Origin of the sequence: Serratia sp. JSRIV001 (genome assembly GCF_019968745.1) — a bacterium.
Lineage (GTDB): Bacteria > Pseudomonadota > Gammaproteobacteria > Enterobacterales > Enterobacteriaceae > Chania > Chania fonticola_B.
In genome coordinates this window covers 4,296,348-4,323,053 of sequence record NZ_CP074147.1, presented here as the reverse complement: position 1 = coordinate 4,323,053, position 26,706 = coordinate 4,296,348, and the positions used below count along the sequence as shown (strand labels likewise).

20 protein-coding genes are annotated in these 26,706 nt (G+C 53.3%); 15 read left to right on the top strand and 5 right to left on the bottom strand.

The features are described 5' to 3' along the window. Positions 1-57: 57 nt before the first annotated feature. The 9 genes from pilW to KGP17_RS19985 all read left to right on the top strand — a co-directional run bounded on the left by pilW (position 58) and on the right by KGP17_RS19985 (position 9,113). Positions 58-807 (top strand): type IV pilus biogenesis/stability protein PilW, encoded by a 750-nt coding sequence (gene pilW / locus KGP17_RS20025; RefSeq protein ID WP_021807187.1) that lies wholly within the window; start codon positions 58-60, stop codon positions 805-807. Beyond that, positions 797-1,777: a cytoskeleton protein RodZ gene (rodZ, locus tag KGP17_RS20020; RefSeq protein WP_094982790.1), complete on the top strand. Its 981-nt coding sequence runs from the start codon at positions 797-799 to the stop codon at positions 1,775-1,777. The genes pilW and rodZ overlap by 11 nt, the downstream gene beginning before the upstream one ends. 47 nt (positions 1,778-1,824) lie before the next feature. Beyond that, positions 1,825-2,946, top strand: coding sequence for a flavodoxin-dependent (E)-4-hydroxy-3-methylbut-2-enyl-diphosphate synthase (gene ispG / locus KGP17_RS20015; protein ID WP_021178849.1), 1,122 nt, complete (start codon positions 1,825-1,827; stop codon positions 2,944-2,946). 121 nt (positions 2,947-3,067) lie between these two features. Then, positions 3,068-4,342: a histidine--tRNA ligase gene (hisS, locus tag KGP17_RS20010; protein WP_021178848.1), complete on the top strand. Its 1,275-nt coding sequence runs from the start codon at positions 3,068-3,070 to the stop codon at positions 4,340-4,342. Positions 4,343-4,355: 13 nt separating this feature from the next. Next, on the top strand, positions 4,356-4,976 hold the full coding sequence (locus KGP17_RS20005) for a YfgM family protein (RefSeq protein WP_021807185.1): 621 nt from the start codon (positions 4,356-4,358) through the stop codon (positions 4,974-4,976). Between the two features lie 11 nt (positions 4,977-4,987). Further along, on the top strand, positions 4,988-6,169 hold the full coding sequence (bamB, locus tag KGP17_RS20000; RefSeq protein ID WP_094982789.1) for an outer membrane protein assembly factor BamB: 1,182 nt from the start codon (positions 4,988-4,990) through the stop codon (positions 6,167-6,169). 157 nt (positions 6,170-6,326) lie between these two features. After that, the gene (gene der, locus KGP17_RS19995; protein ID WP_021178845.1) at positions 6,327-7,814 is read left to right on the top strand and encodes a ribosome biogenesis GTPase Der; all 1,488 of its coding nucleotides are present in this window, start codon (positions 6,327-6,329) and stop codon (positions 7,812-7,814) included. A 104-nt stretch (positions 7,815-7,918) separates the two neighbouring features. After that, complete coding sequence (locus KGP17_RS19990; RefSeq protein ID WP_223498208.1) at positions 7,919-8,875, top strand: AEC family transporter; 957 nt, start codon at positions 7,919-7,921, stop codon at positions 8,873-8,875. Between the two features lie 13 nt (positions 8,876-8,888). Continuing rightward, the gene (locus tag KGP17_RS19985; RefSeq protein WP_223498207.1) at positions 8,889-9,113 is read left to right on the top strand and encodes a zinc ribbon domain-containing protein; all 225 of its coding nucleotides are present in this window, start codon (positions 8,889-8,891) and stop codon (positions 9,111-9,113) included. Positions 9,114-9,115: 2 nt separating this feature from the next. Here the strand turns inward: KGP17_RS19985 and KGP17_RS19980 are convergent, their stop codons facing one another. Then, a complete protein-coding gene (locus KGP17_RS19980) occupies positions 9,116-10,198 on the bottom strand; it encodes a LacI family DNA-binding transcriptional regulator (protein WP_071683909.1) in 1,083 nt (360 codons plus the stop codon). Between the two features lie 349 nt (positions 10,199-10,547). On the opposite strand from KGP17_RS19980, the gene KGP17_RS19975 reads away from it, so the two are divergent. Further along, positions 10,548-11,855, top strand: a complete 1,308-nt coding sequence (locus KGP17_RS19975) for an MFS transporter (protein ID WP_223498206.1) — start codon at positions 10,548-10,550, stop codon at positions 11,853-11,855. Positions 11,856-11,866: 11 nt separating this feature from the next. Next, a complete protein-coding gene (locus KGP17_RS19970; protein WP_223498205.1) occupies positions 11,867-14,230 on the top strand; it encodes a TIM-barrel domain-containing protein in 2,364 nt (787 codons plus the stop codon). Positions 14,231-14,331: 101 nt separating this feature from the next. On the opposite strand, the gene xseA is transcribed toward KGP17_RS19970, so the two are convergent. Continuing rightward, the gene (gene xseA, locus KGP17_RS19965; RefSeq protein ID WP_021178839.1) at positions 14,332-15,708 is read right to left on the bottom strand and encodes an exodeoxyribonuclease VII large subunit; all 1,377 of its coding nucleotides are present in this window, start codon (positions 15,706-15,708) and stop codon (positions 14,332-14,334) included. Between the two features lie 169 nt (positions 15,709-15,877). On the opposite strand from xseA, the gene guaB reads away from it, so the two are divergent. The 3 genes from guaB to KGP17_RS19950 all read left to right on the top strand — a co-directional run bounded on the left by guaB (position 15,878) and on the right by KGP17_RS19950 (position 20,454). Beyond that, entirely contained in the window at positions 15,878-17,341 is a 1,464-nt protein-coding gene (gene guaB, locus KGP17_RS19960; RefSeq protein ID WP_141234372.1) for an IMP dehydrogenase, read from the top strand. Between the two features lie 104 nt (positions 17,342-17,445). Then, on the top strand, positions 17,446-19,023 hold the full coding sequence (guaA, locus tag KGP17_RS19955; protein WP_021178837.1) for a glutamine-hydrolyzing GMP synthase: 1,578 nt from the start codon (positions 17,446-17,448) through the stop codon (positions 19,021-19,023). Positions 19,024-19,245: 222 nt separating this feature from the next. Further along, positions 19,246-20,454, top strand: coding sequence for an integrase arm-type DNA-binding domain-containing protein (locus tag KGP17_RS19950; protein ID WP_223498204.1), 1,209 nt, complete (start codon positions 19,246-19,248; stop codon positions 20,452-20,454). 76 nt (positions 20,455-20,530) lie between these two features. Here the strand turns inward: KGP17_RS19950 and KGP17_RS19945 are convergent, their stop codons facing one another. From KGP17_RS19945 to KGP17_RS19935, 3 genes are read right to left on the bottom strand one after another with little or no spacing between them, the layout of a single operon-like run. Then, positions 20,531-22,003: a hypothetical protein gene (locus KGP17_RS19945; RefSeq protein WP_223498203.1), complete on the bottom strand. Its 1,473-nt coding sequence runs from the start codon at positions 22,001-22,003 to the stop codon at positions 20,531-20,533. Next, positions 21,948-24,515 carry a hypothetical protein gene (locus tag KGP17_RS19940; protein ID WP_223498202.1) on the bottom strand — a complete coding sequence of 856 codons (2,568 nt, stop codon included), beginning with the start codon at positions 24,513-24,515 and terminating at the stop codon, positions 21,948-21,950. The genes KGP17_RS19945 and KGP17_RS19940 overlap by 56 nt, the downstream gene beginning before the upstream one ends. A gap of 5 nt (positions 24,516-24,520) precedes the next feature. Continuing rightward, a complete protein-coding gene (locus KGP17_RS19935) occupies positions 24,521-24,805 on the bottom strand; it encodes a HigA family addiction module antitoxin (protein ID WP_223498201.1) in 285 nt (94 codons plus the stop codon). A 1,024-nt stretch (positions 24,806-25,829) separates the two neighbouring features. Between KGP17_RS19935 and KGP17_RS19930 the strand changes: the two genes are divergently transcribed. Continuing rightward, entirely contained in the window at positions 25,830-26,693 is an 864-nt protein-coding gene (locus KGP17_RS19930) for a phage integrase N-terminal domain-containing protein (protein WP_223498200.1), read from the top strand. Positions 26,694-26,706 lie beyond the last annotated feature (13 nt).

Sequence of the window (26,706 nt, the reverse complement as noted above, 5' to 3'; positions counted from 1 at the left end):
GTGAGCAGCAATCCTTCAGGCGATCGGGTAACATCGGATAAGGAAATGAGTGCAAGCATGAAGCTGAAACTGTGGGGTGTATTATTGGCGGCCAGTTTGCTGGCGGGCTGTTCCAGCTCGCAACCCGATAACGACGGGCCAGCGGTGGCAGCAGGCCAGACCCGGTTACAACTGGGCCTGGAGTATCTGAACCAGGGCGATCTACCGGCTGCCAGGCAGAATCTGCAAAAAGCGGTCGATGCGGCCCCACAGGATTATCGTACCCAATTGGGCATGGCACTCTACAATCAGCGGATCGGCGATAACGCCGCCGCTGAACAGCGTTATCAGCAAGCGCTTAAACTTGCACCGGGCAACGGTACCGTATTGAATAATTACGGTGCGTTTCTCTGTAGTTTAGGGCAGTATGTACCGGCCCAACAGCAGTTTAGCGCTGCGGCACTGGCGCCAGAATATGGCCAGGTTGCCGACAGTCTGGAAAACGCAGGTTACTGTTTCCTCAAGGCCGGTCAAAATGATGAAGCTCGTAAGTTATTAACGCGAGCGCTGAAGATCGATCCGGACAAGGGGGCTCCGCTGCTAGTGGAAGCAGAAAAGCAATTTGGAGAAGGGAAGCGCGCGCAGTCGCAACTTTTATTGGACAGTTATCAACATGTTCTGCCGGCGAGTGCCGACAGTCTATGGCTACAGATTCGTTTCGCCGCGTTAGCGGGCCGTCAGGATAGCGTTCAACGCTATGGCAAACAGCTAGCGCGAAGTTTTCCACAATCCAAACAGTACCAGCAGTTCTTAGCTAATGAATACTGAAGATTCCCAAGATAAAACCGTATCTATGACAACAGGTCAACGCCTGCGCCAGGCTCGTGAACAACTCGGGCTGAGTCAACAGGCCGTGGCTGAACGCCTGTGCCTAAAAATGTCTACCGTGCGCGACATTGAAGACGACAATATGTCTGCCGATCTGGCTTCAACGTTCGTGCGTGGTTATATCCGTTCCTATGCCAAGCTGGTGCATTTGCCAGAAGATGAACTGTTGCCGATGATGGAAAAACAGGCACCGGTGAGAGCGGCCAAAGTGGCTCAGATGCAGAGCTTCTCTTTGGGTAAGCGCCGTAAAAAGCGTGATGGCTGGCTGATGAGCTTTACCTGGCTGATTGTGTTTGTGGTCGTGGGTTTGACCGGTGCCTGGTGGTGGCAGAATCACAAGGCTCAGCAGGAAGAGATCGCCACCATGGCGGATCAATCTTCCGCACAGCTTTCTCAGCATGGTGAAGGCCAGCCAGTGCCATTGACCGACGGCAACGTGGATAATGGTGCATCGGCAGTTGTCCCAGACAACAGCCCTGCGCCGTCAACCAATAGCGCTGCTACGACTCAACAGGTCCCGGCCGTGCTTGATCCTCAGGCGGCTCAACAGCCTGCTGTAGTAGCACCAAGTCAGGCTACTATCCCGGATGCGACATCGACCGCGCCAGCCGCCCAGGCTCAGTTGCCTACCGGTGCTGCTGGCGTCAGTGCTTCGGAGGCTGATGCCAACGGGCTGGTGATGGATTTTTCCGGCGACTGCTGGGTGCAAGTGGTTGACGCGACGGGTAAATCCTTGGTCAGCGGCATCCAGAAAAGCGGTTCCCGGCTGAATCTGGCTGGCAAGGCGCCGTTTAAACTGACCCTTGGCGCACCGGCTTCGGTACAGGTCCAATTCCAGGGTAAACCGGTCGATTTAAGCCGGTTTGTCAAGTCAAACCGTGTTGCTCGTCTGACCGTTGCCGCGCAGTAATTGCGCGGCTATTGTCGTTAAGTCAGAGCAGCAGTGGAGAGTAACTGATGCATAACCAAGCTCCCATTAACCGCCGCAAATCCACCCGTATTTACGTCGGTAACGTGCCTATAGGCGATGGAGCGCCGATTGCCGTGCAATCGATGACCAACACCCGTACCACCGATGTCGAAGCGACGGTTAATCAGATCCGGGCTCTGGAGCGCGTGGGGGTTGATATCGTCCGCGTTTCCGTTCCCACCATGGACGCCGCCGAGGCGTTTCGGCTGATCAAGCAGCAGGTCAACGTACCGCTGGTGGCCGATATCCATTTCGATTACCGCATTGCATTGCAGGTTGCCGAATACGGCGTTGACTGCCTGCGTATCAACCCAGGCAACATTGGCAACGAATCTCGTATCCGTTCAGTGGTTGATTGTGCGCGTGACAAAAATATCCCGATCCGCATTGGCGTTAACGGCGGCTCGTTGGAAAAAGATATTCAGGAAAAGTACGGCGAACCTACGCCGGAAGCGCTGCTGGAATCCGCCATGCGTCACGTGGATATTCTGGATCGTCTCAACTTTGACCAGTTCAAGGTGAGCGTGAAAGCGTCCGACGTGTTCCTGGCCGTACAGTCTTACCGGCTGCTGGCTGCCCGTATTGACCAACCCTTGCATCTTGGCATCACCGAGGCGGGCGGAGCACGCAGTGGCTCGGTGAAATCAGCCATTGGCCTGGGCATGCTGCTGTCGGAAGGGATCGGCGATACGTTGCGCATTTCGCTGGCGGCGGATCCGGTTGAAGAAGTGAAGGTTGGCTTTGATATCCTGAAGTCCTTGCGCATCCGCGCTCGTGGCATCAACTTCATTGCCTGCCCAACCTGCTCACGTCAGGAGTTTGACGTCATTGGTACCGTCAATGCGTTGGAACAACGCCTGGAAGACCTCATCACCCCGATGGACGTGTCCATTATCGGTTGCGTGGTGAACGGGCCGGGCGAAGCCCTGGTGTCGACCATTGGAGTAACCGGTGGGCACAAGAAGAGCGGCTTCTACGAAGACGGCGTGCGCCAGAAAGAGCGTTTTGATAACGAACAGATGATTGACCAGTTGGAAGCGAAGATCCGGGCCAAAGCGGCCATGATGGACGGATCCAAGCGCATTTCGATCAATCTTCTGGAAGAATAAGTCGGCGGCTATTGGCCCGCTGATTGATAATCCGAGGACTGGATTGCGCATCTGCGTTGAATAGCGGGTGGCAAAGTCCCTATAATCGGATCCATTTTATATAAACGGACAGAGAACTCACGTGGCAAAAAACATTCAAGCCATTCGCGGCATGAACGATTACCTGCCGGAAGAAACGGCACTGTGGCAGCGTATTGAAGGCACACTCAAGCAGGTGCTGAGCGGCTATGGCTATAGCGAAATCCGGTTGCCGATTGTAGAGCAGACCCCGTTATTCAAGCGCGCCATCGGTGAAGTGACCGACGTCGTGGAAAAAGAAATGTATACCTTCGAGGACCGCAACGGCGAAAGCCTGACGCTGCGCCCGGAAGGAACGGCTGGCTGCGTACGCGCCGGTATCGAACATGGTCTGCTGTACAATCAGGAACAGCGTCTGTGGTATATCGGCCCGATGTTCCGTTACGAACGTCCACAAAAAGGCCGTTACCGCCAGTTCCATCAGTTAGGGGCAGAGGTATTTGGCCTGCAAGGCCCCGACATTGACGCCGAGCTGATCCTGCTGACCGCCCGCTGGTGGAAAGCGCTGGGCATTGCCGAACACGTCAATCTGGAACTGAACTCCATTGGTTCACTGGAAGCTCGCGCCAACTACCGTGACGCTCTGGTGGCTTTCCTGGAACAGCATCAGGAAAAACTCGACGAAGACTGCAAACGCCGCATGTACAGCAACCCACTGCGCGTGCTGGATTCTAAAAATCCAGAAGTGCAAACCCTGCTTAACGATGCGCCGCGTCTTTCCGACTATCTGGATGAAGAGTCCAAAGCCCACTTTGCCGGGCTGTGTGAACTTTTAGCTCAGGCCGGTATCCCATATACCGTTAACGAGCGCCTGGTGCGCGGCCTGGATTATTACAATCGCACGGTGTTTGAGTGGGTCACCACCAGCCTGGGCGCTCAGGGCACCGTGTGTGCCGGTGGCCGTTACGACGGCCTGGTTGAGCAACTGGGGGGGCGCGCTACCCCTGGCGTGGGTTTTGCCATGGGGCTGGAGCGTTTGGTACTGCTGGTTCAGGCGGTTAATCCGGACTTCAAGGCACCGGCCACCATCGACGTATACGTCATATCGAGCGGTGCGGGTACCCAGAGTGCGGCCATGTTGCTGGCAGAGCAGGTTCGTGATGCTGCGCCGCAGATTAAATTGATGACCAACTATGGCGGCGGCAACTTTAAAAAGCAGATCACCCGTGCGGACAAGTGGGGCGCGCGTATCGCCCTGATCCTGGGTGAGAACGAAGTCGCAGCACAGCAGGTGGTGGTTAAAGACCTGCGCAGTGGTGAACAAGAAACGCTGGCGCAAAGCGAAGTCGCTGCGCGTCTGGCTTTGATGTTAGGTTAAGGAGAAGGACACCGTGGAAGTCTATACCACTGAAAACGAACAGCTTGACGCCGTGCGCAACTTTTTTGCCGAAAACGGTAAAGCTTTGGTTGTGGGTGTGGTGCTCGGTATTGGTGCCCTGGTTGGTTGGCGCTACTGGCAGAGCAACCAGACCTCCAGCATGATGGCTGCCTCACAGTCGTATCAACAGGTTGACGTTGCCTTGGCATCGGGTAAAGCCGAAGACGTGGCAGCGGCAGAGAAGTTTATCCAGGCGAACGACAACAGCTACGGCGTGTTCGCGGCTCTGGATTTGGCTAAACACTTTGCACAACAAGGTGATTTTGCCAAGGCAGAACAGCAACTGGTGGTGGCACAGAGCCATGCCAAAGATGAAAACCTGCTGGCGTTGGTAAATCTGCGTCTGGCTCGTGTTCAGATGCAAGAGAAAAAGCTGGATGAAGCGCTGAAAACGCTGGATGGCGTGAAAGGCGAAGGTTGGATGGCCATGATGCAAGACGTACGCGGCGACGTGCTGTTGGCCAAAGGCGACAGTAAAGGTGCGCGTGAAGCTTACAGCAAAGGCATCGAATCCAATGCTTCTCAGGCGCTTGCGGCAGTAATGCGCATGAAATTGAATAACTTGTCCAGCTAAGGGGAATTCCCATGCAATTGCGTAAAACACTCTTGGTCGGACTGGTTTCCGTGACTTTGCTGAGTGGCTGCTCGTTGTTTAGTGGCGAAGAAGACGTGGTTACCATGTCGCCGCTGCCAACGGTTGAAAATCAGTTCACGCCGAACAAAGCGTGGAGCACGTCGGTCGGTGATGGTATTGGTGAGTATTACTCTCACCTGCGCCCGGCTTATCAGGACAGCACGGTTTATGCTGCCGATCGTCGCGGTACGGTGAAAGCGATGGACCTGGCCGACGGTAAAGAAAAATGGAAGGCCGATCTCTCCGAGAAAACCGGCTTCTTCTCCAGCAACCTGCCTGCGCTGCTGTCTGGCGGCCTGACGGTGTCTGGCTCCAACGTGTACGTTGGCAGTGAGAAAGCGGTTGTGTATGCGCTGAATACCGAAGACGGCACAGTCGCGTGGCAAACCAAGGTTGCGGGTGAAGCGATTTCCCGTCCGGTGGTCGCCGAGGGGCTGGTGCTGATCCATACCACCAACGGTCAGCTGCAAGCGTTGAACGAGTCTGATGGTGCCATCAAGTGGACGGTCAACCTGGATATCCCTTCACTGTCACTGCGTGGTGAGTCTGCTCCGGCAACGGCCTTTGGTGCCGCGGTAGTTGGCGGTGACAACGGTCGCGTCAGCGCAGTGTTGATGCAGCAGGGCCAGTTGATCTGGCAGCAGCGTATTTCCCAGCCAAGTGGTGCGACCGAGATCGACCGCCTGAATGACGTAGATACCACGCCGGTGATTATTGACAACGTGGTCTATGCCTTGGGTTACAATGGCAACATGGCGGCGCTGGATCTGCGCTCCGGCCAAATCATGTGGAAACGTGATATGGGCTCGGTGAACGACTTTATCGTCGATGCAGGCCGTATCTATGTGGTCGATCAGAATGACCGTGTAGTGGCAATGAATACCGAAGGTGGCGTTAACCTGTGGCGCCAGAGCGATCTGCTGCACCGTAACCTGACAGCACCAGTGCTGTATAACGGCTACCTGGTCGTTGGCGATGCCGAAGGTTATCTGCACTGGATCAATACCACCGATGGCCGTTTTGTGGCTCAGCAAAAAGTGGATAGCTCCGGCTTCCTGTCCGCGCCAATTGTGGCCGGTGACAAACTGCTGATCCAGGCGCGTGGCGGCAAGGTTTACGCCTTCACTCGCTAACAGTTGTAACCCCAATCAATCGCAGGCTGTGCAACCTGTAAGATTCATGGGATAACGGCTCCTGACGTCAGGGGCCGTTTCGTATTTTTAAGCTATGCCGCTGCTGTCTATTGCGCTGCATAGTAACGCATTGATTATTAAGTAATGAGGCTTCAACATGATACCTGTCGTTGCGCTGGTCGGGCGCCCGAATGTCGGTAAATCCACCTTGTTTAACCGTTTAACACAGACGCGCGATGCGCTGGTGGCGGATTTCCCCGGGCTAACGCGAGACCGCAAGTATGGTCGTGCTGAAGTTGAGGGCAACGAATTTATTATCGTCGATACCGGGGGTATTGACGGGACGGAAGATGGCGTTGAAACGCGTATGGCCGGTCAGTCGCTGCTGGCGATCGAAGAGGCCGATATCGTCCTGTTTATGGTCGATGCCCGTGCCGGGCTGATGCCTGCCGATCAGGGGATTGCCCAGCACCTGCGTAATCGCCAGAAGGCGACGTTCCTGGTTGCCAACAAAACCGATGGCATGGATCCGGACACCGCGACGGCAGATTTCTATTCCTTGGGCCTGGGCGACGTCTATGCGATTGCCGCTTCCCATGGCCGTGGCGTCACACAGCTGATCGAGCACGTGTTGGTGCCGTTCATACCGGCAAAACCGGAAGAAGTCGAGCTGACCGAAGAAGAAGCCAATGCCGCCTATTGGGCCGAGCAGAGCGGTGAGCTGGAAGAGGGTGAATATGAAGATCCGGAAGAGGACTTCAACCCGCAGGATCTGCCGATCAAGCTGGCGATCGTTGGCCGCCCTAACGTAGGTAAGTCGACGCTCACTAACCGTATTCTCGGCGAAGAGCGTGTGGTCGTGTTTGACATGCCTGGCACGACTCGCGACAGCATTTACATTCCGATGGTGCGTGACGAGCGTGAATACGTGCTTATCGACACCGCCGGGGTGCGCAAGCGTGGCAAGGTTACCGAAACCGTTGAGAAATTCTCGGTGATCAAAACGCTGCAGGCGATCGAAGATGCCAACGTCGTGTTGTTGGTGATCGACGCCCGCGAAGGCATTTCCGATCAGGATCTGTCGCTGCTGGGCTTTATCCTCAATAGTGGGCGCTCACTGGTGATTGCGGTCAACAAGTGGGACGGCATGAGTGAGGAAGATCGCGATCACGTGAAAGAGATGCTCGATCTGCGTTTGGGCTTTGTCGATTTTGCGCGTGTGCACTTTATCTCTGCGCTGCACGGCAGCGGTGTGGGTAACCTGTTCGAATCTGTGAACGAAGCCTATGAGTGTGCGACTCGCCGCGTAAATACCTCGATGCTTACCAAGATCATGCAGATGGCTGCCGAAGACCACCAGCCGCCGTTGGTGCGTGGCCGCCGCGTGAAGCTCAAATACGCGCATGCAGGGGGTTATAACCCGCCAATCGTGGTGATCCACGGTAACCAGGTATCCGATCTGGCCGACTCCTACAAACGTTACCTGATGAACTACTTCCGTCGTTCACTCAAGGTGATGGGGACGCCGATCCGCATCCAGTTTAAAGAGGGTGAGAACCCGTTTGCGGGCAAGCGCAACACCTTGACGCCAAACCAGATGCGCAAGCGCAAGCGCTTGATGAGCCACCTGAAGAAGTCAAAATAACAACCGTAGGGCGTGGAATTGATACCGCGCCCTATTTTTATCCTGCTTAAACCGTTCTATTATCTGCCAATCTCACTTCTACACCGGCCTTGCAAAGGAAGCTCATGTCCTGGGAAACCTGGAGTTTTGCCTTTAGCGTCACCGTACCCAACTTATTGATGATGCTGCTGGGGATCCTGCTGCGCCACTGGCGGCTGATGGACGATCGCTTTATCGATGGGGCCACCAAGCTGGTGTTTAATCTGGCGCTGCCCTGCCTGTTGTTCTTCAGCATCGCCACCAACCACCCGCAACTGCGCGATAATTTTGCTCTGGTGATCTACGGTGCGGTAGGGACGATTGTGACCTTCCTGCTGCTGGAGATCGCAGCCAAGTGGCTGGTGAAAGATCCACGCGAGCGTGGCGTGTTCGTGCAGGGGGGATTCCGGGCGAATACCGCGATTGTCGGCCTCGCTTATGCTATGACCGCTTACGGCGATGAGGGCGTCGCGATCGCCTCGCTGTATCTGACCGTGACGGTGATCCTGTTTAACGTGCTGTCGGTTATCACCCTGACGCGCAGCCTGCAAGGCGGCAACGGGCAGAAGATCAAACATCTGTCATTGCTGCGCAGTATCGTGACCAATCCGCTGATCCTCGGGCTGTTAAGCGGTCTGGCCTATGCTCAGACCGGGCTGGGGATTGCGCCCGTGCTCAAGCAGACCGGCAGCTATATCTCAGGCCTGTCATTACCGCTGGCTTTGTTGTGTACCGGGGCCAGCCTCGATCTGCGGGCAATGTTCCGTTCTTCCAACGTCGCTGCGTTGTCGTCGTCGGCTAAACTGTTTTTGGTACCGGTGTTGATGACGTTTGGGGGTTGGCTTTGCGGTTTCGAGGGCGCTACGCTCGGCATTATTTTTATGTTCTCGGCGACGCCGACCGCCTCCGGCAGCTATGTGATGACGCGCGCCATGGGGGGCAACGCGACGTTGGCCGCCAATATTATTGCCATCACCACCGTGGGATCCTTCTTTACCACCGCGTTGGGGATCTCTTTCTTGCGCTCGTGGGGCGTGATTTAAACCAGGAGGAAAGATGGACGCCTTATGTCCGGTTTGTGCTCAGCCGATGAGCTGGGTGAATGACCACTATCATTGTGACGACTGCAACAGCGATTACCGGCAGCTTGCCGAATGCCCCGACTGCGGGCAACTGTTGCAAGAACTGAAAGCCTGCGGCGCCGTGGATTATCTCTGCCAACATGGCCACGGGCTGATCTCCAAAAAAAGGGTGAAGTTCAGCTATCAACCGGTGGAATGACCTCATACATCATAGAGCCGGTGGTCGTGCGTGCTGACCGCTGGCGACACCTTGTTTTGGCTGAGGCGTTTTACCGAGGCCCGCACCGCCAAGCGCCCGTGCAACAGCATATTGCTGGGTGGCGCATCCGGGCGCAGCATACGGCGTTGCAATAGAGCGATGGCCTCTGCACCCAGCTCATCACGAGGAACGTGAACCGAGGTGAGCGGCACGTCGTGGATTTCTGCCAGATTAAAACCATCCGTACTCATCACCGAAATATGCCCCGGCACGTTGATATGCATCTTCTTTAACGCATTAACGGCACCTACCGCCATATAGTCACCCCCTGCCAGGATCGCCGTGGGCAATTGCGTCCGATCGGTAACACCGTTGATAAAGGCCGTGATAGCCTGCTCGGCTTCTTCGCTGCCGAACCCGGACGTGGTGACCAGATGTTGGCGATCATCGAAGGGAATATTGTGCCGCATATAGGCCTGTTTGATCCCCGCCAGCCGCAGCTCCATGGTATTGCGCCGTAGACATTGCAGATTGAGGATACGGCTGTGGCCCTGTTGCAACAGATAGTTGGCGGAATACTCCCCAATCAGTTGATGGTCTGGGGAGACGCTGTCTAGCCGCATCTGGCGATCGGTGCAGTTAATCAGAATGCAGGGCTTGTTCAGATCGGCGGCCAGCGTATGGATATGCTCGTCATCAATGCCGATGATCAGCACGGCTTCGGTTAACGGATCGCTCATCTTTTCCAAAAACAGTACGCTGTCGCTGTGTTGTTCCTCCAACCCGCAGTAGCGGATCCTCACATCATGTTGCGCCAGTGCACTGGTGATCCCCTGGATCACCTTGTAGTAGAAAATATCGGTGCGGACATCAAAGGCGCGCTGTGGGGCAAATACCATCACGTTGTTCAACATCAGCCTGCCGTTGGAAAGCCCCTGCAAAATGCCGTTTTGCTGTGCGCAGGCCAGCACTCGTTGCCGCGCCTCGGCGCTGGTGTTGGATTTCCCGGCCAACACGCGTGAAACGGTGCTGATCGAAAGCCCGGTTTGGCGCGCAATTTCCTGTACTTTCAGCTTTCCGTTCATTTTGTGATCTCCTTCAAATTCGGTCGTGGAAATTTTTTCACGGCCTATGTCTGCCTTTTATACGGCTTTCTATGGCTATAACGGCGAAATTTTAACTAACGCATGAGAATTTTTGCAAAAATCGCCATTTCACTCGCACTCTCCGCTGGTTAGTCTCCATTGGTACACCAATTTTATAGATTTATCAGTCCAATTTACCGGCTGGAATACAAGTAAAACAACATTAAATCATAGGGTTGTCGCAGCATTGACGTTGTATTTGTGGCCGACGTCACAAATAACGCTGTTAACACCTCCGTTAGCAAGAGTTGCCCTACCAAAAAGGCGTATGGTCGCCACGGAGATCAAGATGAGTGTAGAAATCAATCAAACGGTAGTTGCCAGCAGCCGCCGCAAATTCAAATCGTTGCGCTGGTGGATCTTGGCCCTGTTCCTGCTGGGCGTCACGGTTAACTATATAACCCGTAACTCGCTGGGTATTTTGGCCCCTGAGCTGAAAACCAGCCTCAACATGACCACCGAGCAATATTCTTGGGTGGTGGCCTCCTTCCAACTGGCCTATACCCTGTTCCAACCTATCTGCGGGTGGCTGATAGACGTCATCGGTCTGAAGATGGGGTTCCTGGTTTGTGCCAGCATCTGGGCGGTAGTGTGCATGATGCATGCTGGTGCGGGCAGCTGGTTGCAACTCGCGATCCTGCGTTTCTTCATGGGGGCAGCTGAAGCGGCGGCCACGCCAGCTAACGCCAAAGCGATTTCTGACTGGTTCCCGAAAAAAGAACGGCCGATTGCCGCTGGCTGGGCAGGGGTTGGCTTCTCGATCGGCGCGATGTTGGCTCCGCCGATCATTGTGATTGCCCATGTGTCCTTCGGCTGGCAGGGAGCCTTCCTGTTCTCTGGTGCCCTGGCGCTGATCTGGGTGGTGCTGTGGTGGGTGTTTTACCACTCGCCGCAACAGCACCCGAACCTGAGCCAAAAGGAGTTTGATCTGATCAACGAGGATAATGAACCGGTACTGCCGAAGCTGCCGTTCTTTAAATCGTTGGCGATCCTGTGCAAAAACAAAAAATTCTACGGCATCGCCATCCCAGCGTTTCTGGCTGAACCGGCTTGGGCGGTGTTCAGCTTCTGGGTGCCTCTGTACCTGGCCACCGAGCGCGGTATGGATCTCAAACAGATCGCCATGTTTGCCTGGCTGCCTTTCCTGGCGGCGGATATCGGCAGCGTCGCCAGTGGTTATCTCACTACGCTGTATCGCAAATGGTTCGGCTGTTCACGGGTGAACTCGGTAGTGGCCAGCTCGGTGACCGGAGCCTTCATGATGGTATCGCTGGCGTTTGTCGCGATCACCAAAGATCCCTACATCGCAATCGCGCTGATCTCCATTGGTGGCTTTGGCCACCAGGTGATCTCCTGCATGTTGAGCGCGCTGGTGGTGGAATCCTTCGATAAAAACCAGATGGCGACGGTGAACGGTATGCGCGGCTCCAGCGCCTGGATCGCCAGTTTCCTGTTTACGCTGTTGATTGGTGCCGTTTCCGACACCGTCGGCTTCAACCCGCTCTTCGTCGCCATGGGCTTCTTCGATCTGATCGGTGCGATGTTTCTGATCGGTTTGATCGCCGAGCGCGGCAAAAAACCTTCACCTACTGTTTAAGTTGGATAATTATGAAAACGTTAAAAAACTGGACGCTGGCGGGGCAATACGCCGACCGTGTTGAACTGCTGGTGGATGAGCAACACCTGTTCTGCCTCTATGTGCTGGAAAACAATCTGTTCCGCGTGCTGATCAAACGCCGCGGCGAACTGGCGCTGGATCGTACCTGGAGTATCGCCCCGCAGGAGGATGTGCCTTGGGAAGGGCGGGATCGCCTCAGCGTCGCCGGTTTTGGCCTGCCGGGCTATCAACTTAGCCAGCAGGCAGACAGTTTGACGGTAGCGACTCCGCAGCTGCGCGTGACGATACATCAGCCGCTATGGCTGGAATGGGAATATTGCAACGCGGCGGGGGAATGGCTACCACTGGCAGCGGATCGCCCAACCAGTGCCTATCTGCTCAATGCGCACGGTGACGGCGTGGCGCACTATCAGCGCCGCCATAAAGGCGAACGTTACTATGGGCTAGGTGAAAAGGCTGGCGATCTGGAGCGAACTGGCCGCCGCTTTGAAATGCGTAACCTGGACGCGATGGGCTACAACGCCGCCAGTACCGATCCGCTCTACAAGCATATCCCTTTTACCATCACGCGCCGGGAAGAGGTCAGCTTTGGCCTGTTTTATGACAACCTGAGCAGTTGCTGGTTGGATCTGGGTAATGAGATCGACAACTATCACCTGGCCTATCGCCGCTATCAGGCCGAGGCGGGCGATCTGGATTACTATCTGTTCCTGGGGCCAAAGGTGCTCGACGTCACCAAAGCCTTCGTGCGCCTGACCGGTAAAACCCATTTTGGGCCGAAGTGGAGCCTGGGTTACAGCGGCTCGACGATGCACTACACCGACGCGCCGGATGCCCAGCAGCAGTTGCAGCAGTTTATCCAACTGTGCCGCCAGCACGCCATCCCGTGCGATTCGTTCCAGCTCTCTTCCGGCTATACCTCGATCAATAACAAACGCTACGTCTTCAACTGGAACTACGACAAGGTGCCGCAGCCTAAACAGCTTAGCCAAGCCTTTCACGATGCTGGGTTGAAGCTGGCGGCGAATATCAAACCCTGCCTGTTGCAGGACCATCCCAAATATCAACAGGTGGCAGAACTTGGCTTGTTTATCCGCGATTCGCAAAGCGACGCTCCAGAACGTTCCAGCTTCTGGGATGACGAAGGTTCGCACCTCGACTTCACCAACCCAGCGGCGGTTCGCTGGTGGCAGCAAGGGGTGACAGAGCAACTGCTGGAAATGGGGATTGATTCCACCTGGAATGACAACAACGAGTATGAAGTGTGGGATGGAGAAGCGCGCTGCCATGGCTTCGGCAAGCCAATTGCTATCAAGCATATTCGCCCGGTGATGCCGTTGCTGATGATGCGAGCCTCGCTTGAAGCACAGCAGCGCTTTGCACCGAACCAGAGGCCTTATTTGATTTCGCGTTCCGGCTGCGCCGGTATGCAGCGCTATGTGCAAACCTGGAGTGGGGACAACCGCACCAGTTGGCAAACCTTGCGCTACAACACCCGTATGGGGGTGGGGATGAGCCTGTCCGGATTGTTTAACGTAGGGCACGATGTGGGGGGGTTCTCCGGCGATAAACCGGACGCGGAACTGTTGGTACGTTGGGTACAAAACGGAGTGATGCACCCGCGCTTTACCATCCATTCCTGGAATGATGATGCTACCGTCAATGAACCCTGGATGTACCCGGCGGCAACGCCGATGATCCGTGATGCCATCAACCTGCGTTATCGGCTGATGCCCTACTTCTACACGCTGCTGTGGCAGGCAAGCCATGACGATGAGCCGATGTTGCGGCCAACCTTCCTCGATCATGAGCACGATGAACGCACCTTCGGTGAGACCGATGATTTCCTGATTGGCCGCGACCTGCTGGTGGCCAGCGTGGTGGAGCAGGGGCAGCGCCAGCGTGAAGTCTACCTGCCGGATAACGTCGATGGTTGGTACTGCTTCTATAGCGGCCAATGGTACAGCGGTGGCCAGAGCATAGTGCTGGAGGCACCGCTGGAGCGCTTGCCGTTGCTGGTGCGCGCTGGGGCCGGGCTCCCGATGTCACAACGGTTGGGGCATGTAGACAATGCGGCAGACGATCGCCGTGAACTGCGGTTGTTCCCCACCAAGGGCTGCGGATGGTCCTCAGGCCTGCTGTTTGAAGACGACGGGGAAAGCCATGGCTGGCAGCAGAATAATGCGCTGTGGCTCCGCTGGGAGGCAGTGAGTGACAATCAGCGCATCGAGCTGACCTTCACCTGTGAAGGGCATTTCAAACCGACGTGGCAGGCGCTGAACATTGTGTTGCCAGCAGGTGAGACTCGCGAACTATGGGTGAATGGGGTTCGTTGTGATAGCTATGTGCTATGACTGATGCCACATCCCAACCCTCTACTGAGGGTTGGGATGCTATCAAACGGGATGAAGTTTGGCCTAAAAAAGAAGAAGTCGATCGGCTCTGCCACTAACGGCTATTCCACCACGCGTTTCTTACGCGGCTTTTTCGCCACGGTGACGGTTTTGACTTCGCTCTCCACCCAGCCATCCTGCAGGCGGGTTTTTAGCATTTCCCCAACCTGTGCCTGCTTGGTGGTTTTCAGTAACTCACCCTGTGGTGTCTGCGTTACGCTATAGCCGCGAGCCAGGGTTGCCAGCGGGCTAACCGCCTCCAACTGACTACAGGCGACGCCAAAGCGTTGGCGATAGCCATTGAGCTGCCGCTCCATCCCTTGTTGCAAACGGTATTCCTGCTGCTGAACGCGCTGCTGCAAGCGGTGGATTCGGCCCATCGGCTGGACCTGCGCCAGGCGCTGCTGTACGCGTTCACTGCGGCGAGAAGATAGCCGTAATTGCTGCTGCATCCCATCTTCCAAACGGCGCTGTAGCTTGAATAACAGCGTTTGCTGCCGCGCCAGCCTCAGGTGCGGATGCTGTTGTTGCAAACGGTGGTTGATGCGGGTGAACTGCTGCTGGCGCTGCGCCAGATAATAGTCCATCGCCATTTCCAGCCGCTGTTGCTGTGACTGCAATTGGCGCAACAGCTCAAGCTGATTACGGCTGACCAACTCCGCCGCAGCGGAAGGGGTAGGTGCCCGCAGGTCGGCAACAAAGTCGGCAATGGTGACGTCGGTTTCATGGCCAACGGCGCTGACGATCGGGATACGGCTGGCAAAAATGGCCTTCGCGACGCGTTCGTCGTTAAAACTCCATAAATCTTCTAACGAGCCACCGCCGCGCCCGACGATCAGCACATCGCACTCATCACGGCGGTTGGCGGTTTCGATCGCGCGAACGATCTGCAACGGAGCTTCTGCCCCTTGCACGGACGTGGGGTAAATCACGATCGGCAGTGAAGGATCGCGCCGCTGTAACACCTGTAAAATATCGTGCAGTGCCGCGCCGCTGGCGGAGGTGATCACTCCAACGCATTTGGCCGGGCTCGGCAGCGGTTGCTTGAACTGCTGATCAAACAAACCTTCGGCTGCCAGGCGCTGTTTCAACTGCTCGAATTGCTGTTGCAGCAGGCCGTCACCGGCAGGCTGCATGCTTTCGGCGATCAGTTGGTAATCACCGCGTGGTTCATACAGGGTGATGCTGGCCCGCACCAGAACCTGCTGGCCATTTTGCGGGCGAAAGGTAGTGCGCCGGTTGCTGTTGCGGAACATCGCACAACGCACCTGGGCACGGTCATCTTTCAGCGTAAAATACCAGTGGCCGGAGGAGGGCTGGGAGAAGTTGGAGATCTCGGCGGAGAGCCAAATCTGCCCCATTTCCATTTCCAGCAGCTGTCGAACCGTCTGATTGAGGCGGCTTACGGTAAAAATGGACGGTGAAGTAGGTAGTGACATGTGACCCAGATCAAATTTCAAAACAAGCACTTAATTGGTCGATATTACAGCTCGGCGAAAGGTAATCAAGAGTTTTTGTAAGAAAGTGCTGGAGGCAACCGATTACGCTCTGTATAATGCCACGGCAATATTTTATCTTTTCCGCATCCACCTTGGTGAGATATTGCCCATGCTACGTATTGTAAAAGAAGCTCTAACGTTTGATGACGTTCTCCTGGTTCCAGCCCACTCCACAGTTCTGCCTAATACCGCAGATCTTGGCACCCAACTGACCAAATCCATCCGCCTGAATATCCCTATGCTGTCCGCAGCCATGGATACCGTAACCGAAGCCAACCTGGCCATTGCGCTAGCGCAGGAAGGCGGTCTGGGCTTCATTCACAAAAACATGTCCATTGAGCGCCAGGCGGAAGAAGTTCGCCGGGTGAAAAAACATGAAAGCGGCGTGGTCACGGACCCACAGACCGTTACTCCTTCCACCACGCTGGCTGAAGTGAAAGAGTTAACCGCGCGTAACGGCTTTGCCGGTTACCCGGTTGTGACCGAAGAAAACGAACTGGTGGGGATCATTACCGGCCGTGACGTGCGCTTCGTCACCGATCTGACTCAGCCTGTCACCGCAGTGATGACGCCAAAAGAGCGTCTGGTCACCGTCAAGGAAGGCGAAGCGCGTGAAGTCGTGCTGCAAAAAATGCACGAAAAACGCGTTGAAAAAGCGCTGGTGGTGGACGACAGCTTCCACCTGCTGGGCATGATCACCGTTAAAGACTTCCAGAAAGCAGAGCGTAAACCTAACGCCTGTAAAGATGAGCATGGCCGTCTGCGCGTAGGCGCTGCGGTGGGTGCTGGTGCCGGTAACGAAGAGCGCGTTGATGCGCTGGTCGCTGCCGGTGTTGACGTACTGCTCATCGACTCTTCACACGGCCATTCCGAAGGTGTGTTACAGCGCATCCGTGAAACCCGTGCCAAATACCCAGACCTGCAAATCCTTGGCGGCAACGTCGCAACTGGGGCTGGTGCCAAAGCCCTGATGGAAGCCGGCGTGAGCGCGGTGAAAGTCGGTATCGGTCCTGGCTCTATCTGTACGACGCGTATCGTAACCGGCGTGGGTGTTCCGCAGATCACCGCTATCGCCGATGCGGTCGAAGCGCTGGAAGGGACGGGTATCCCAGTTATCGCTGACGGTGGTATCCGCTTCTCTGGCGATATCGCCAAAGCGATTGCTGCCGGTGCGTCTTGCGTTATGGTTGGCTCAATGCTGGCGGGTACGGAAGAATCTCCGGGCGAAATCGAGCTGTATCAGGGCCGTTCGTTCAAATCTTACCGTGGGATGGGTTCTCTGGGCGCCATGTCCAAAGGTTCCTCCGACCGTTACTTCCAGACCGATAACGCCGCTGATAAACTGGTGCCGGAAGGTATCGAAGGCCGTGTGGCCTACAAAGGCATGCTGAAGGCGATTGTACATCAGCAGATGGGCGGTCTGCGTTCCTGCATGGGCCTGACCGGCTGTGCGACCATCGACGAACTGCGTACCAAAGCCGAGTTTGTGCGCATCAGCGGTGCCGGTATTCAAGAAAGCCATGTGCATGACGTGACCATCACCAAAGAATCACCAAACTACCGCATGGGCTAATGCTTTAACCTCTCTCCTGCGGGAGAGGGGCAGGGATGAGGGGGCAACCTCTCATCCCAAATACCCTTTTTGCTCTTTTTCTCTGTTGCTGGAATTTGCCTCACATGACAAAAAATATTCATAAGCATCGCATCCTGATCCTGGATTTCGGTTCACAATACACCCAGCTGGTTGCTCGCCGCGTGCGTGAGATTGGCGTTTACTGTGAGCTGTGGGCCTGGGACGTCAGCGAAGAGCAGATCCGCGAGTTCAATCCAAGCGGCATCATTCTCTCCGGTGGCCCGGAAAGCACCACCGAACTGAACAGCCCGCGTGCGCCAGAATATGTCTTCACCGCCGGCGTACCGGTATTGGGCGTGTGCTATGGCATGCAGACCATGGCGATGCAACTGGGCGGCCATGTACAGGGGTCAACCGAGCGTGAGTTCGGTTATGCGCAGGTGGAAATCACCCAATCAAGCGCCCTGATCCGCGATATCGAAGATGCGATCAGCCCGGCAGGCAAACCGGTATTAGACGTATGGATGAGCCACGGCGATAAAGTTACCGCTATCCCGTCAGATTTCGTCACCGTTGCCAGCACCGATACCTGCCCGTTTGCCATTATGGCCAACGAGGAAAAACGCTTCTACGGCGTACAGTTCCACCCGGAAGTCACCCATACCCGTCAGGGCCAGCGCATCCTGGAGCGTTTCGTACTGGATATCTGTGGTTGTGAAGCGCTGTGGACGCCTGCCACCATTATCGAAGATGCCGTTGCGCGTATTCGTGAGCAGGTCGGCGAAGATCACGTGATCCTCGGCCTGTCTGGCGGCGTGGATTCATCCGTTACCGCCATGCTGCTGCACCGTGCCATTGGCAAGCGCCTGACCTGCGTATTCGTAGATAACGGCCTGCTGCGCCTGAACGAAGCTGACCAAGTGTTGGAAATGTTCGGTGACCACTTCGGTCTGAACATCGTGCACGTGGCGGCAGAGAACCGTTTCTTGAGCGCGCTGGCGGGTGTTGATGAGCCTGAAGCCAAGCGTAAGATCATTGGCCGCGTCTTTGTCGAAGTATTCGACGAAGAAGCCTGCAAGCAGAGCGCCGTGAAGTGGCTGGCTCAGGGCACCATCTACCCGGATGTGATCGAGTCTGCCGCTTCCGCTACCGGCAAAGCGCACGTGATCAAATCGCACCACAACGTCGGTGGCCTGCCGAAAGAGATGAAGCTGGGCCTGGTGGAACCGCTGAAAGAGCTGTTCAAAGATGAAGTGCGCAAGATTGGTCTGGAGCTGGGCCTGCCGTACGACATGCTGTACCGCCACCCGTTCCCAGGGCCAGGTCTGGGCGTGCGCGTATTGGGCGAAGTGAAGAAAGAATACTGCGATCTGCTGCGCCGTGCCGATGCGATCTTCATCGAAGAGCTGCACAAAGCCGATCTGTACAACAAGGTCAGCCAGGCATTCACCGTATTCCTGCCGGTGCGTTCCGTTGGCGTGATGGGCGATGGCCGTAAATACGATTGGGTTGTCTCTCTGCGTGCGGTAGAAACCATCGACTTTATGACCGCGCATTGGGCACACCTGCCGTACGATTTCCTGGGCCGTGTTTCCAACCGTATCATCAACGAAGTCAACGGCATTTCCCGTGTGGTTTATGATATCAGCGGGAAGCCACCGGCGACGATTGAATGGGAATAAGTTTTTAGCGTCTTCTGAAGGCCGTTGATGTCTTGAAAAGCCAGTTAAATCAAATGATTGACTGGCTTTTGTGTTTTCTGAAAGCCACCGAGTTCCATGCTGTTCCTGCTATTTTTACCGTAAAATTTGACGGTAAAAAATTTTCCCTGATGTGATAGAGTCGGATTTTTACCGTTCAATGCGACGGTAAAAATTCAATCGGCTATCAGGAGGCGCAACAGTATGCTGACGGAAACGAAACTGAGATCTTTGAAACCAGGCGATAAGGTCTACAAAGTGGCTGATCGTGACGGGCTGTATGTCACCGTCGCCAAGTCAGGCCTCATCACTTTCAGGTACGACTACAAAATCAATGAACGTCGTGAAACGCTGACAATGGGTAAGTACCCCATCCTTTCTCTTGCCCAGGCGCGTGAAAAACTGATTGAAGCCAAAAAATTGTTAGCACAGGGTTCATCCCCTGCTGTAGAAAAGCAACGGCAGAAAGAGCAGACAAAATCGACCTATTTTGGCGATTGGCTTGAACGCTGGTTTCAGGATGCTGATTACAAAGACAGTACGCGCAATATCGTAGAAGGCATCATCAAGCGTGATGTCAGACCAAAATTCAGCAAAAAGCTGCTGAGTGAAATCACCCCGGATATGCTGCGCAACCACTGTGAAAAAATTAAGGACAGGGGAGCTTCAGCGTCTGCCGTCAAGGCACGCGATATTGTGGGCAACGTATTTACCTACGCGAAAGCTAGGGGCGTTAAATGCGAAAACCCAGCGGACCACGTGGCCCCTTCGACCATTGCAACATTCAAACCCAGGGACAGGGCCTTATCCAAAAGAGAAATTGGCCTGTTCTTTAATACGCTGAAAAATGCTCAAACGTCCCATGCGCTGAAGGTGGCGCTCAAGATCGTCATGCTGACCATGATCAGAAAGAACTCCATCGTCAACGCTACCTGGGATGAAATAGATTTTGTTACGGCAGAATGGGTGATTCCAGCCGAAAGAATGAAGGCCAGCCGCCAGGGAGCAGGGCGTCCGCATGTTGTCTATCTGTCCCATCAGGCGCTGGATCTGCTCATGCAACTGCATATTCTGGCGGACGGTTCTCCGTTTGTTATGCCGAGTTTCGGGCAATCCCAGCACGGAACAATAGCGTTGAGTTCTCTAAACCGTGCGGCGAATCATGCGATTGCACTAGCCCAAAAACAGGGCTTGCCGCTGGCTGATTTCACTATCCATGATATGCGGCGCACAGCATCCACTCACTTGCATGAAGCCGGTTATAACTCGGATTGGATTGAGAAAGCCTTGGCTCACGAGCAGCGAGGAGTGAGGGCGGTGTATAACAAGGCTGAGTATGCGGAGCAAAGAAAGCAGCTTTTGCAGGATTGGGCCGATATGGTGGATCGGTGGATTGAGGAGTATAAAACTTAACTGCTTATAAAAATGGTGTTTTTTGCATCTTTCAATAATTCTATGTAACTACTCAAGTAAGCATGACATAGGAGGTTCATCTAGAGTAAGTACTCGGTTTAGGAAACCCGCCTCGCACTACAATTACAACTATCGCGATTTGAGTTTGACCAGTAGGATGTATGAACACTTCGATATCGTCTTCTATGACTCCAACGGGTGCCGATTTAGAAGAAGATTCAAGCACAGACAACACACCAATGCGCTTTCCTAATCCAATTGCATAAGCTGCTGTTTGATCAAAATATTTAGAGAAATCTTTCGGAAATAGAACTTTATTATTCTCGACTTTCAATTCGATCGGAATATCTCTGAATGTGAGATCCGTGATTCCACCAGCGGCCTCTGGATGACCTTGCAAATGCTCCCCTATGTCACTCCGATTTCGAAGCATTTCTGAGGTCTTGTTTTGGAATTGTTGCTCGGATGTGCCAGCTATGAACAAGCCAGCTTTAAGCGCTTGCGCAGCAATATTTCCTAACCCTGTAAGTACGATCATGGTGTTAGCAATATCATCTGAATGTAAACCAGGGAAAGTTCTTAGCTTGTCACGAATTTTAATAAGATGTCTGTCGACATTTGAAAACCCTGTCAAAGGGTGTGAAGTAACATCAATTCCTTCAAGTAGCAGACGTCGATGTCCTACAATTGCAACGTTCCGACAATTACTCGTGTCATCAAACTCAGCTGCATAAAGAAACTCATATGGTCTTGAGCCGAACGAATGCCCTACCTCCAGAACCACCCGACCGGTACCTGTAAATATGAAAGGGCCATCTCCGTCAGGTTTATTAAACCTGAAACTAGGCAACCAGTCTCGCTCACGAATATCGATCGTTATTGGTGTCAGCAAAAGAATATTTGCATTTTTGGGCCAATTTGAAACCCTGACTTCTATAGTAAGATCGTACGATGTTCCAGGCTTAAGGTAATTCCATTCTTTAGCCGGTTCCCCATCGATGTCAAACTTCAGGAATGCTACGGTAGATTCCAGTTTCTCTGGTTCATCTGAACCTCCGTTAGAGACCGGCACACAAAGTCCTCCAGCCCCTCTATGGCGAAGATTGGCAAATAAGAGAAGCGGCAAGGACCATCGTTTCAACTGGTCCTGTACCGCGTTCATTGCGTCTAAGTTGTTAAGATTTTTGATTTGTTCAAGGAACGCTTCAAGTTGCTTATCATCTGAGAAACTCAAAGTCTTGTCAATCTCTGACGCTTTTAATTTCGCTGCACTCAAAAATCTTTGAGCATCAGGTTCAGCATTACGGATAGCATGTTTCCACTCAGCTAATGATATATATATAGTAACAGCCGTATAATACGCTTGATACTGATCCTCCACGTCACCTTGGCTAAGTTCATTAATCGCTTCTTCAAGTCTCCTACATGCTTCTTTGAGTCTTATTAAGTCATGTAGTGAGGATTTCAGTGCCCCATCAAGTGTTGCTGCAATCTCAATCCTCGGAGAAAAAGCTTGGCGGAAAATTTCGAATTTTGGTTCGTTCTTCATTATATTTCTCCAAATCAGCCAGAAAGCAATTCCATTTTTCAATCAGCCCAGTGAATGAAGTACCAGAATCTATGGCGTTTTCAATATCGGCAGCTTCTACAATTAAAGCGGCATTAAGTCGCCACCCTTTATACCGATCTTCTATAGGAATATTTTCCAATAGTTCCTTGAAACAGATACTTGTAGCAGCATAGTTTCCAGACTTGGTCAACGCAGCAGCGTATACTAAAGCCTCAACAAATCCTTCAGGTCTGAATGGCTTAAGTGCTTCGAAGGACTTTTTAATGTCTCCTATACAATTCTGGAGCTCGTGACGTGGAGCTCTCAAAATTACAGATGCACAGTCGTCGATAGAAATTGAGCGAGTGTAATCATCTTGAATAGCTTTCAATGCTACTTTGACAAATCCAGGCACATCCTCAAAGCGATATTGCAATCGATTAATAGCATGATATAGAGCACTTCCTTCCAGGCTAAATAAGATGTTCGAGAGTATCTTTCCAGTTTTCCCTTCTCTTTCTTGATCTGAAAGGCAGAGAGATGCAAATACATCAATGCAGTCAACGACGAAGTCATCATGCTTATCTTTTTGCGCGTAGTAACAAATCAGATTCCAAAGTCCAAGCTTGATAAGGTCTCGTTTCTCCTCAGGAAATGATCTACGCCTTAAAGAATAAACAGCAAACTTATGGACCATAACATATTGATCCATCAGCAAGACAGATAATGCTTCAAAGAATAAGTCAGGGAAATTTTTTACCAAGTCATAGGGTACATCCTCCCATGCTTGCACCGCCCGAGCACGGACTAGCGTACTTTCATCCATAAGTGCACGGTACCAGTCGGAGAGTACTAGCGTTAGGCTTTCAACCCCGGTCAACAATTTTGAAATATGAACGATCATATTCCCACGCATTTGGGTTTGAGCCTCGGGCAAACTCCGATAAAGTCTCAGAAAATCTTCAATTCCTTCACGTCCTTTAGATTTTGCACCAATTGCAGCCCATTCAATCAGTGCTTTCTGCAAACCATCAATAGCAGTGCGGCTGTTATTTTTTTCTATCTGATCGAACATATTCTCTGCTATTTCTAGCGTTCTTTTTCTATCCAATCGTTCATGCTTCTCACTGAGCGTTGCCGCTGCACCTATTAGGTCATTAAAATTCTCAACAGCAAGTTGGGAAAACTCATCCCAATAATTTCTGAAGAACTGCCCCGCATCATCCATAACACTTTCAGAGCTTTCTACGGCAGCCCAAAGCAATCTTCTGAATGCTATTCTTTGTGCTTTTCCTATTTGAGTTTTCTTCTGATATTCGTGTCTTAGTATCGACCTATAGGTTCTATTAGCTTCATCTCTTCCGGTATCGTCCTTGTCGGCGAGGTAAGATTGAATGACCTTATCCGTTTGCTCAGGAAAACGTTCCAGACACTTCGTAGCTGCTTTCCGAAGATAGTAGAGTATGCTGCTGTCTCGCTGCTCTCCCGGAAGCAGAGTTCGTCTGCGCATCAACTTGGCAAAAATGCTTCTGGTATGTCTTGAAAGCAGTTCATCACTATCTACTGCGAGAATAATCTGAATGGAAGCCCGAATTTTTTGTGGGTTGGAATCTTTGATGAGTGAGTCAACTTCTGCGCAAATATCAGACTGTCTTTTTTGAAATAGTGACTGGATAGGGGCAGAGTCAAATCTTCTTGGTTCGTTTCTTCTAAAATCTATTTCTGGTGGAGACTCTAAAGCCATAGAGACAAAGCAGCGTAGCACCTTTGAAAAATCACTTTGAGAAACCTTATCCGCCCCCGAGAGAATTATGTCTATAGCTGATTGTGATTCCGCGTAATTAATCACTAAATATAGGGCGACTGACAGTTTTTCCTCTGGCTCTAATGAGGCTCTTAATAGGGCTTTCGCCGCAGGTATCGAGTATGGCAACCGCTCATTTAAAACCACATGCAAGAGATGTTTAATCACCTTTCGGGTAAATGTCTCAGGAGCGAGATTTGCAAGTTGCTCTAAACGGGGGTCATCTTTTGCTATTTCTTCTTGATCGAGTTCGTCCAACAAATCGAGAACAAAAGACTCTTCAAGAGAAAGTTCAAGTCGTAGGGCTGCTCGTTCTTGTTGCCTGTCGAACTGCTTCTGTTTTCTCAGTCTTTCCTCTTCATCACGAACCAGTTTTCTCTCTTCAGCAGCTTTTTCCCTAGGACCAACGAACTCTATAATGTTAGGAAATCCTACGGGAATTCTTTCCAAACAGTTTTTACAATTGTTTTGATAAAAGTCGTAAGCTGAATCTTCCAGCAGCCAACTAAGCATCGAATTTGTTTTAGAGAATTTACACTCAACACCCATATGACCAATTGGTAAGCCAGTTTCGGCCTCAATCAATCCTCTACCAGGAGAGCGTATGAACTCGGCATGGAAACACCAATTACTTAGAAGTTTTTTTGCCCAAAGATTGCGTTGTCCTGCTTCTATCGCTTTTTTGTAGTGCCCCTCAAAATCGTCCATCTTGATTACACCTCAGACAATCGTCTGATTGGTGGTTGTGTACGCTGTTTTGCCTGCCACAGATCATACGCAACCTGTTCCGCCAGATACTGACGTGCCTGACCCAATCCTGCCAGTTCCAAGCGATGGGCCAGATTTGCACTGATAGCAGCCCGACCATTCAGCACTGCTGACAAATGGCTGCGGGAATAGTCCAGATGCTCTGCCAGTGCGGTAATGCTCAATCCAATTTCAGGCAATACATCCAAGCGTACTGCTTCGCCTGGATGAGGGGGATCGTACATTGACATACAGACCTCCAGCGATGAACAAGACAGATAAATAAGGTTTAAACCGTAAGGTATCACCTCACGATATGCTGTTCAATCCGCGATCAACCCTTAAGGCTGGCGGGTAGTTCACTACCGCGCTGCGCTTGGTGCCTCCCCGGGAAGACAACGGCAACCGTTATCTTCCCGGGGAGGTCTGGTGATGTCGCGGCACGATGCAGCATCAATGGCGCTTTGATGTGGCGCTGTAGAATGTGGGGCGTAGAAGTCGGGTCAAGGGCAGGGGTGAAGCCGCAGCTCGAAGAGACCGGGTGAGCACCCTGGCGAAGCGGACCCTTGACGCGACTGGAACGCCTGACGCTGGCGGCAATGCCGGGGGATGGGGTGTTTAACCATCCTCCGGCGACTGCCTCGCGGCGAGCGGGGTTTTGGGGTGTTAACACAGAGCCATTTGCCGCAAAGGGGCTGTCACTGCCCCGCAGTGACAGCCCCCACCACCCGCGCAAGAATATGGGTTAGAGCCATATCCTATTGTTTATTGTTTGCGTGATGATGCCCTGACAGACTGGCCGTGCAATAGCCTTTCCGGTGGGCTTCATTCACCGGCACTGACGCAGGGCAGTCAGCGTCAGGTCGGCAAAAAATTGTCGATGCTGCCTTCTTATGCGCCCGGCTCGTCATGCGCATGACCCCTTACCCATAGGGGGAGCCTGATTATTTTAGCCTGTTCTTCTCTCCGTACCCTAGGTACTTCATTCCTCACCGGTAATGGTTCAGTGCGCAATGCCTGACACCGCTCATCTTCCTTTTCCATCACTTGCTTACACACAGGAGGTTCTCCACAGCGCCGTGCGCTCAATTTTTCATGCAGCAACCCCGTCCGATCTCCCCGCAGGGAGTACGGCGGATGCCTCAATGCAGGCAACAGGTGACTAAGCACCTGGCCCTAGCCCTTCGGGGATCTCGCTTTGGCGAGTTGGCAACAACACTTACCGATGAAAACTTAGTTTCGACCCTACACACACGAGAGCCGCAGGGGGCTTTGATGGATGATTTGACTTATACATTGCGCCAGCTTTGCCAGCGCAACCGGGACGGCAGCCATGCAACACAGGGCGACCGACTGCGATCACTGACTTTGATGAGCCGCCAGTTACGCGACGCCGGTTTCCGCCAGATGCGGGCAACCTCTCTAAAGGGCAAGCATATCGAGGTCTTGCTGCAACGCTGGCAGGCCGAGGGCTTATCCGCTGGCACGCTTAAAAACCGTCTGGCACATGTGCGCTGGTGGGCTGAGAAAGTGGGCAAGGCCGGTATTATTCCGGCAGACAATACCCGGCTTGGTATTCCTGAACGGCGCTTTGTCGCCCAGGAGAGCAAAGCACAGGTATTGGGTGATGCCCTGGACAGGGTGAATGATCCCTGTGTGCGCATGAGTCTGGCCCTGCAACAGGCTTCCGGGCTGCGTCGTGAGGAAGCCATCAAGTTTCGTCCAGGTTATGCTGACCAGGGTGATTTCATTTTGCTGAAAGGCTCCTGGACGAAGGGCGGACGGGAGCGGGTTGTACCGCTTACAACGCCGCAGCAACGAGCCGTGCTCGATGAAGCGCACCAGTTGGTCGGGGCAGGCTCACTAATCCCTGCGCAAAAAACCTACATCCAGCAGCGCCACACTTATGATGGACAGTGCAAAGGGGCGGGATTAAGCCATATGCACGGGTTACGACACCACTATGCACAACAGCGGTATGAAGCCTTGACCGGCTGGCAGGCTCCTGCTGCCGGAGGACCAAGCGCCAAGGCATTGACCCGAGAACAGCGCGTTCAGGATCGGGCCGCACGTCAAATCATTAGTCGTGAATTAGGGCATGAGCGTTTAGCTATTACAGCGGTTTATCTGGGACGATAACTTAACGCTCCAC

Coding starts and splice junctions, on each gene's coding strand:
- pilW (WP_021807187.1), top strand. CDS start 58: ATGAAGCTGAAACTGTGGGGTGTATTATTGGCGGCCAGTTTGCTGGCG.
- rodZ (WP_094982790.1), top strand. CDS start 797: ATGAATACTGAAGATTCCCAAGATAAAACCGTATCTATGACAACAGGT.
- ispG (WP_021178849.1), top strand. CDS start 1,825: ATGCATAACCAAGCTCCCATTAACCGCCGCAAATCCACCCGTATTTAC.
- bamB (WP_094982789.1), top strand. CDS start 4,988: ATGCAATTGCGTAAAACACTCTTGGTCGGACTGGTTTCCGTGACTTTG.
- der (WP_021178845.1), top strand. CDS start 6,327: ATGATACCTGTCGTTGCGCTGGTCGGGCGCCCGAATGTCGGTAAATCC.
- KGP17_RS19990 (WP_223498208.1), top strand. CDS start 7,919: ATGTCCTGGGAAACCTGGAGTTTTGCCTTTAGCGTCACCGTACCCAAC.
- KGP17_RS19985 (WP_223498207.1), top strand. CDS start 8,889: ATGGACGCCTTATGTCCGGTTTGTGCTCAGCCGATGAGCTGGGTGAAT.
- KGP17_RS19980 (WP_071683909.1), bottom strand. CDS start 10,198: ATGAACGGAAAGCTGAAAGTACAGGAAATTGCGCGCCAAACCGGGCTT.
- KGP17_RS19975 (WP_223498206.1), top strand. CDS start 10,548: ATGAGTGTAGAAATCAATCAAACGGTAGTTGCCAGCAGCCGCCGCAAA.
- KGP17_RS19970 (WP_223498205.1), top strand. CDS start 11,867: ATGAAAACGTTAAAAAACTGGACGCTGGCGGGGCAATACGCCGACCGT.
- xseA (WP_021178839.1), bottom strand. CDS start 15,708: ATGTCACTACCTACTTCACCGTCCATTTTTACCGTAAGCCGCCTCAAT.
- guaB (WP_141234372.1), top strand. CDS start 15,878: ATGCTACGTATTGTAAAAGAAGCTCTAACGTTTGATGACGTTCTCCTG.
- guaA (WP_021178837.1), top strand. CDS start 17,446: ATGACAAAAAATATTCATAAGCATCGCATCCTGATCCTGGATTTCGGT.
- KGP17_RS19950 (WP_223498204.1), top strand. CDS start 19,246: ATGCTGACGGAAACGAAACTGAGATCTTTGAAACCAGGCGATAAGGTC.
- KGP17_RS19945 (WP_223498203.1), bottom strand. CDS start 22,003: ATGAAGAACGAACCAAAATTCGAAATTTTCCGCCAAGCTTTTTCTCCG.
- KGP17_RS19940 (WP_223498202.1), bottom strand. CDS start 24,515: ATGGACGATTTTGAGGGGCACTACAAAAAAGCGATAGAAGCAGGACAA.
- KGP17_RS19935 (WP_223498201.1), bottom strand. CDS start 24,805: ATGTCAATGTACGATCCCCCTCATCCAGGCGAAGCAGTACGCTTGGAT.
- KGP17_RS19930 (WP_223498200.1), top strand. CDS start 25,830: ATGGATGATTTGACTTATACATTGCGCCAGCTTTGCCAGCGCAACCGG.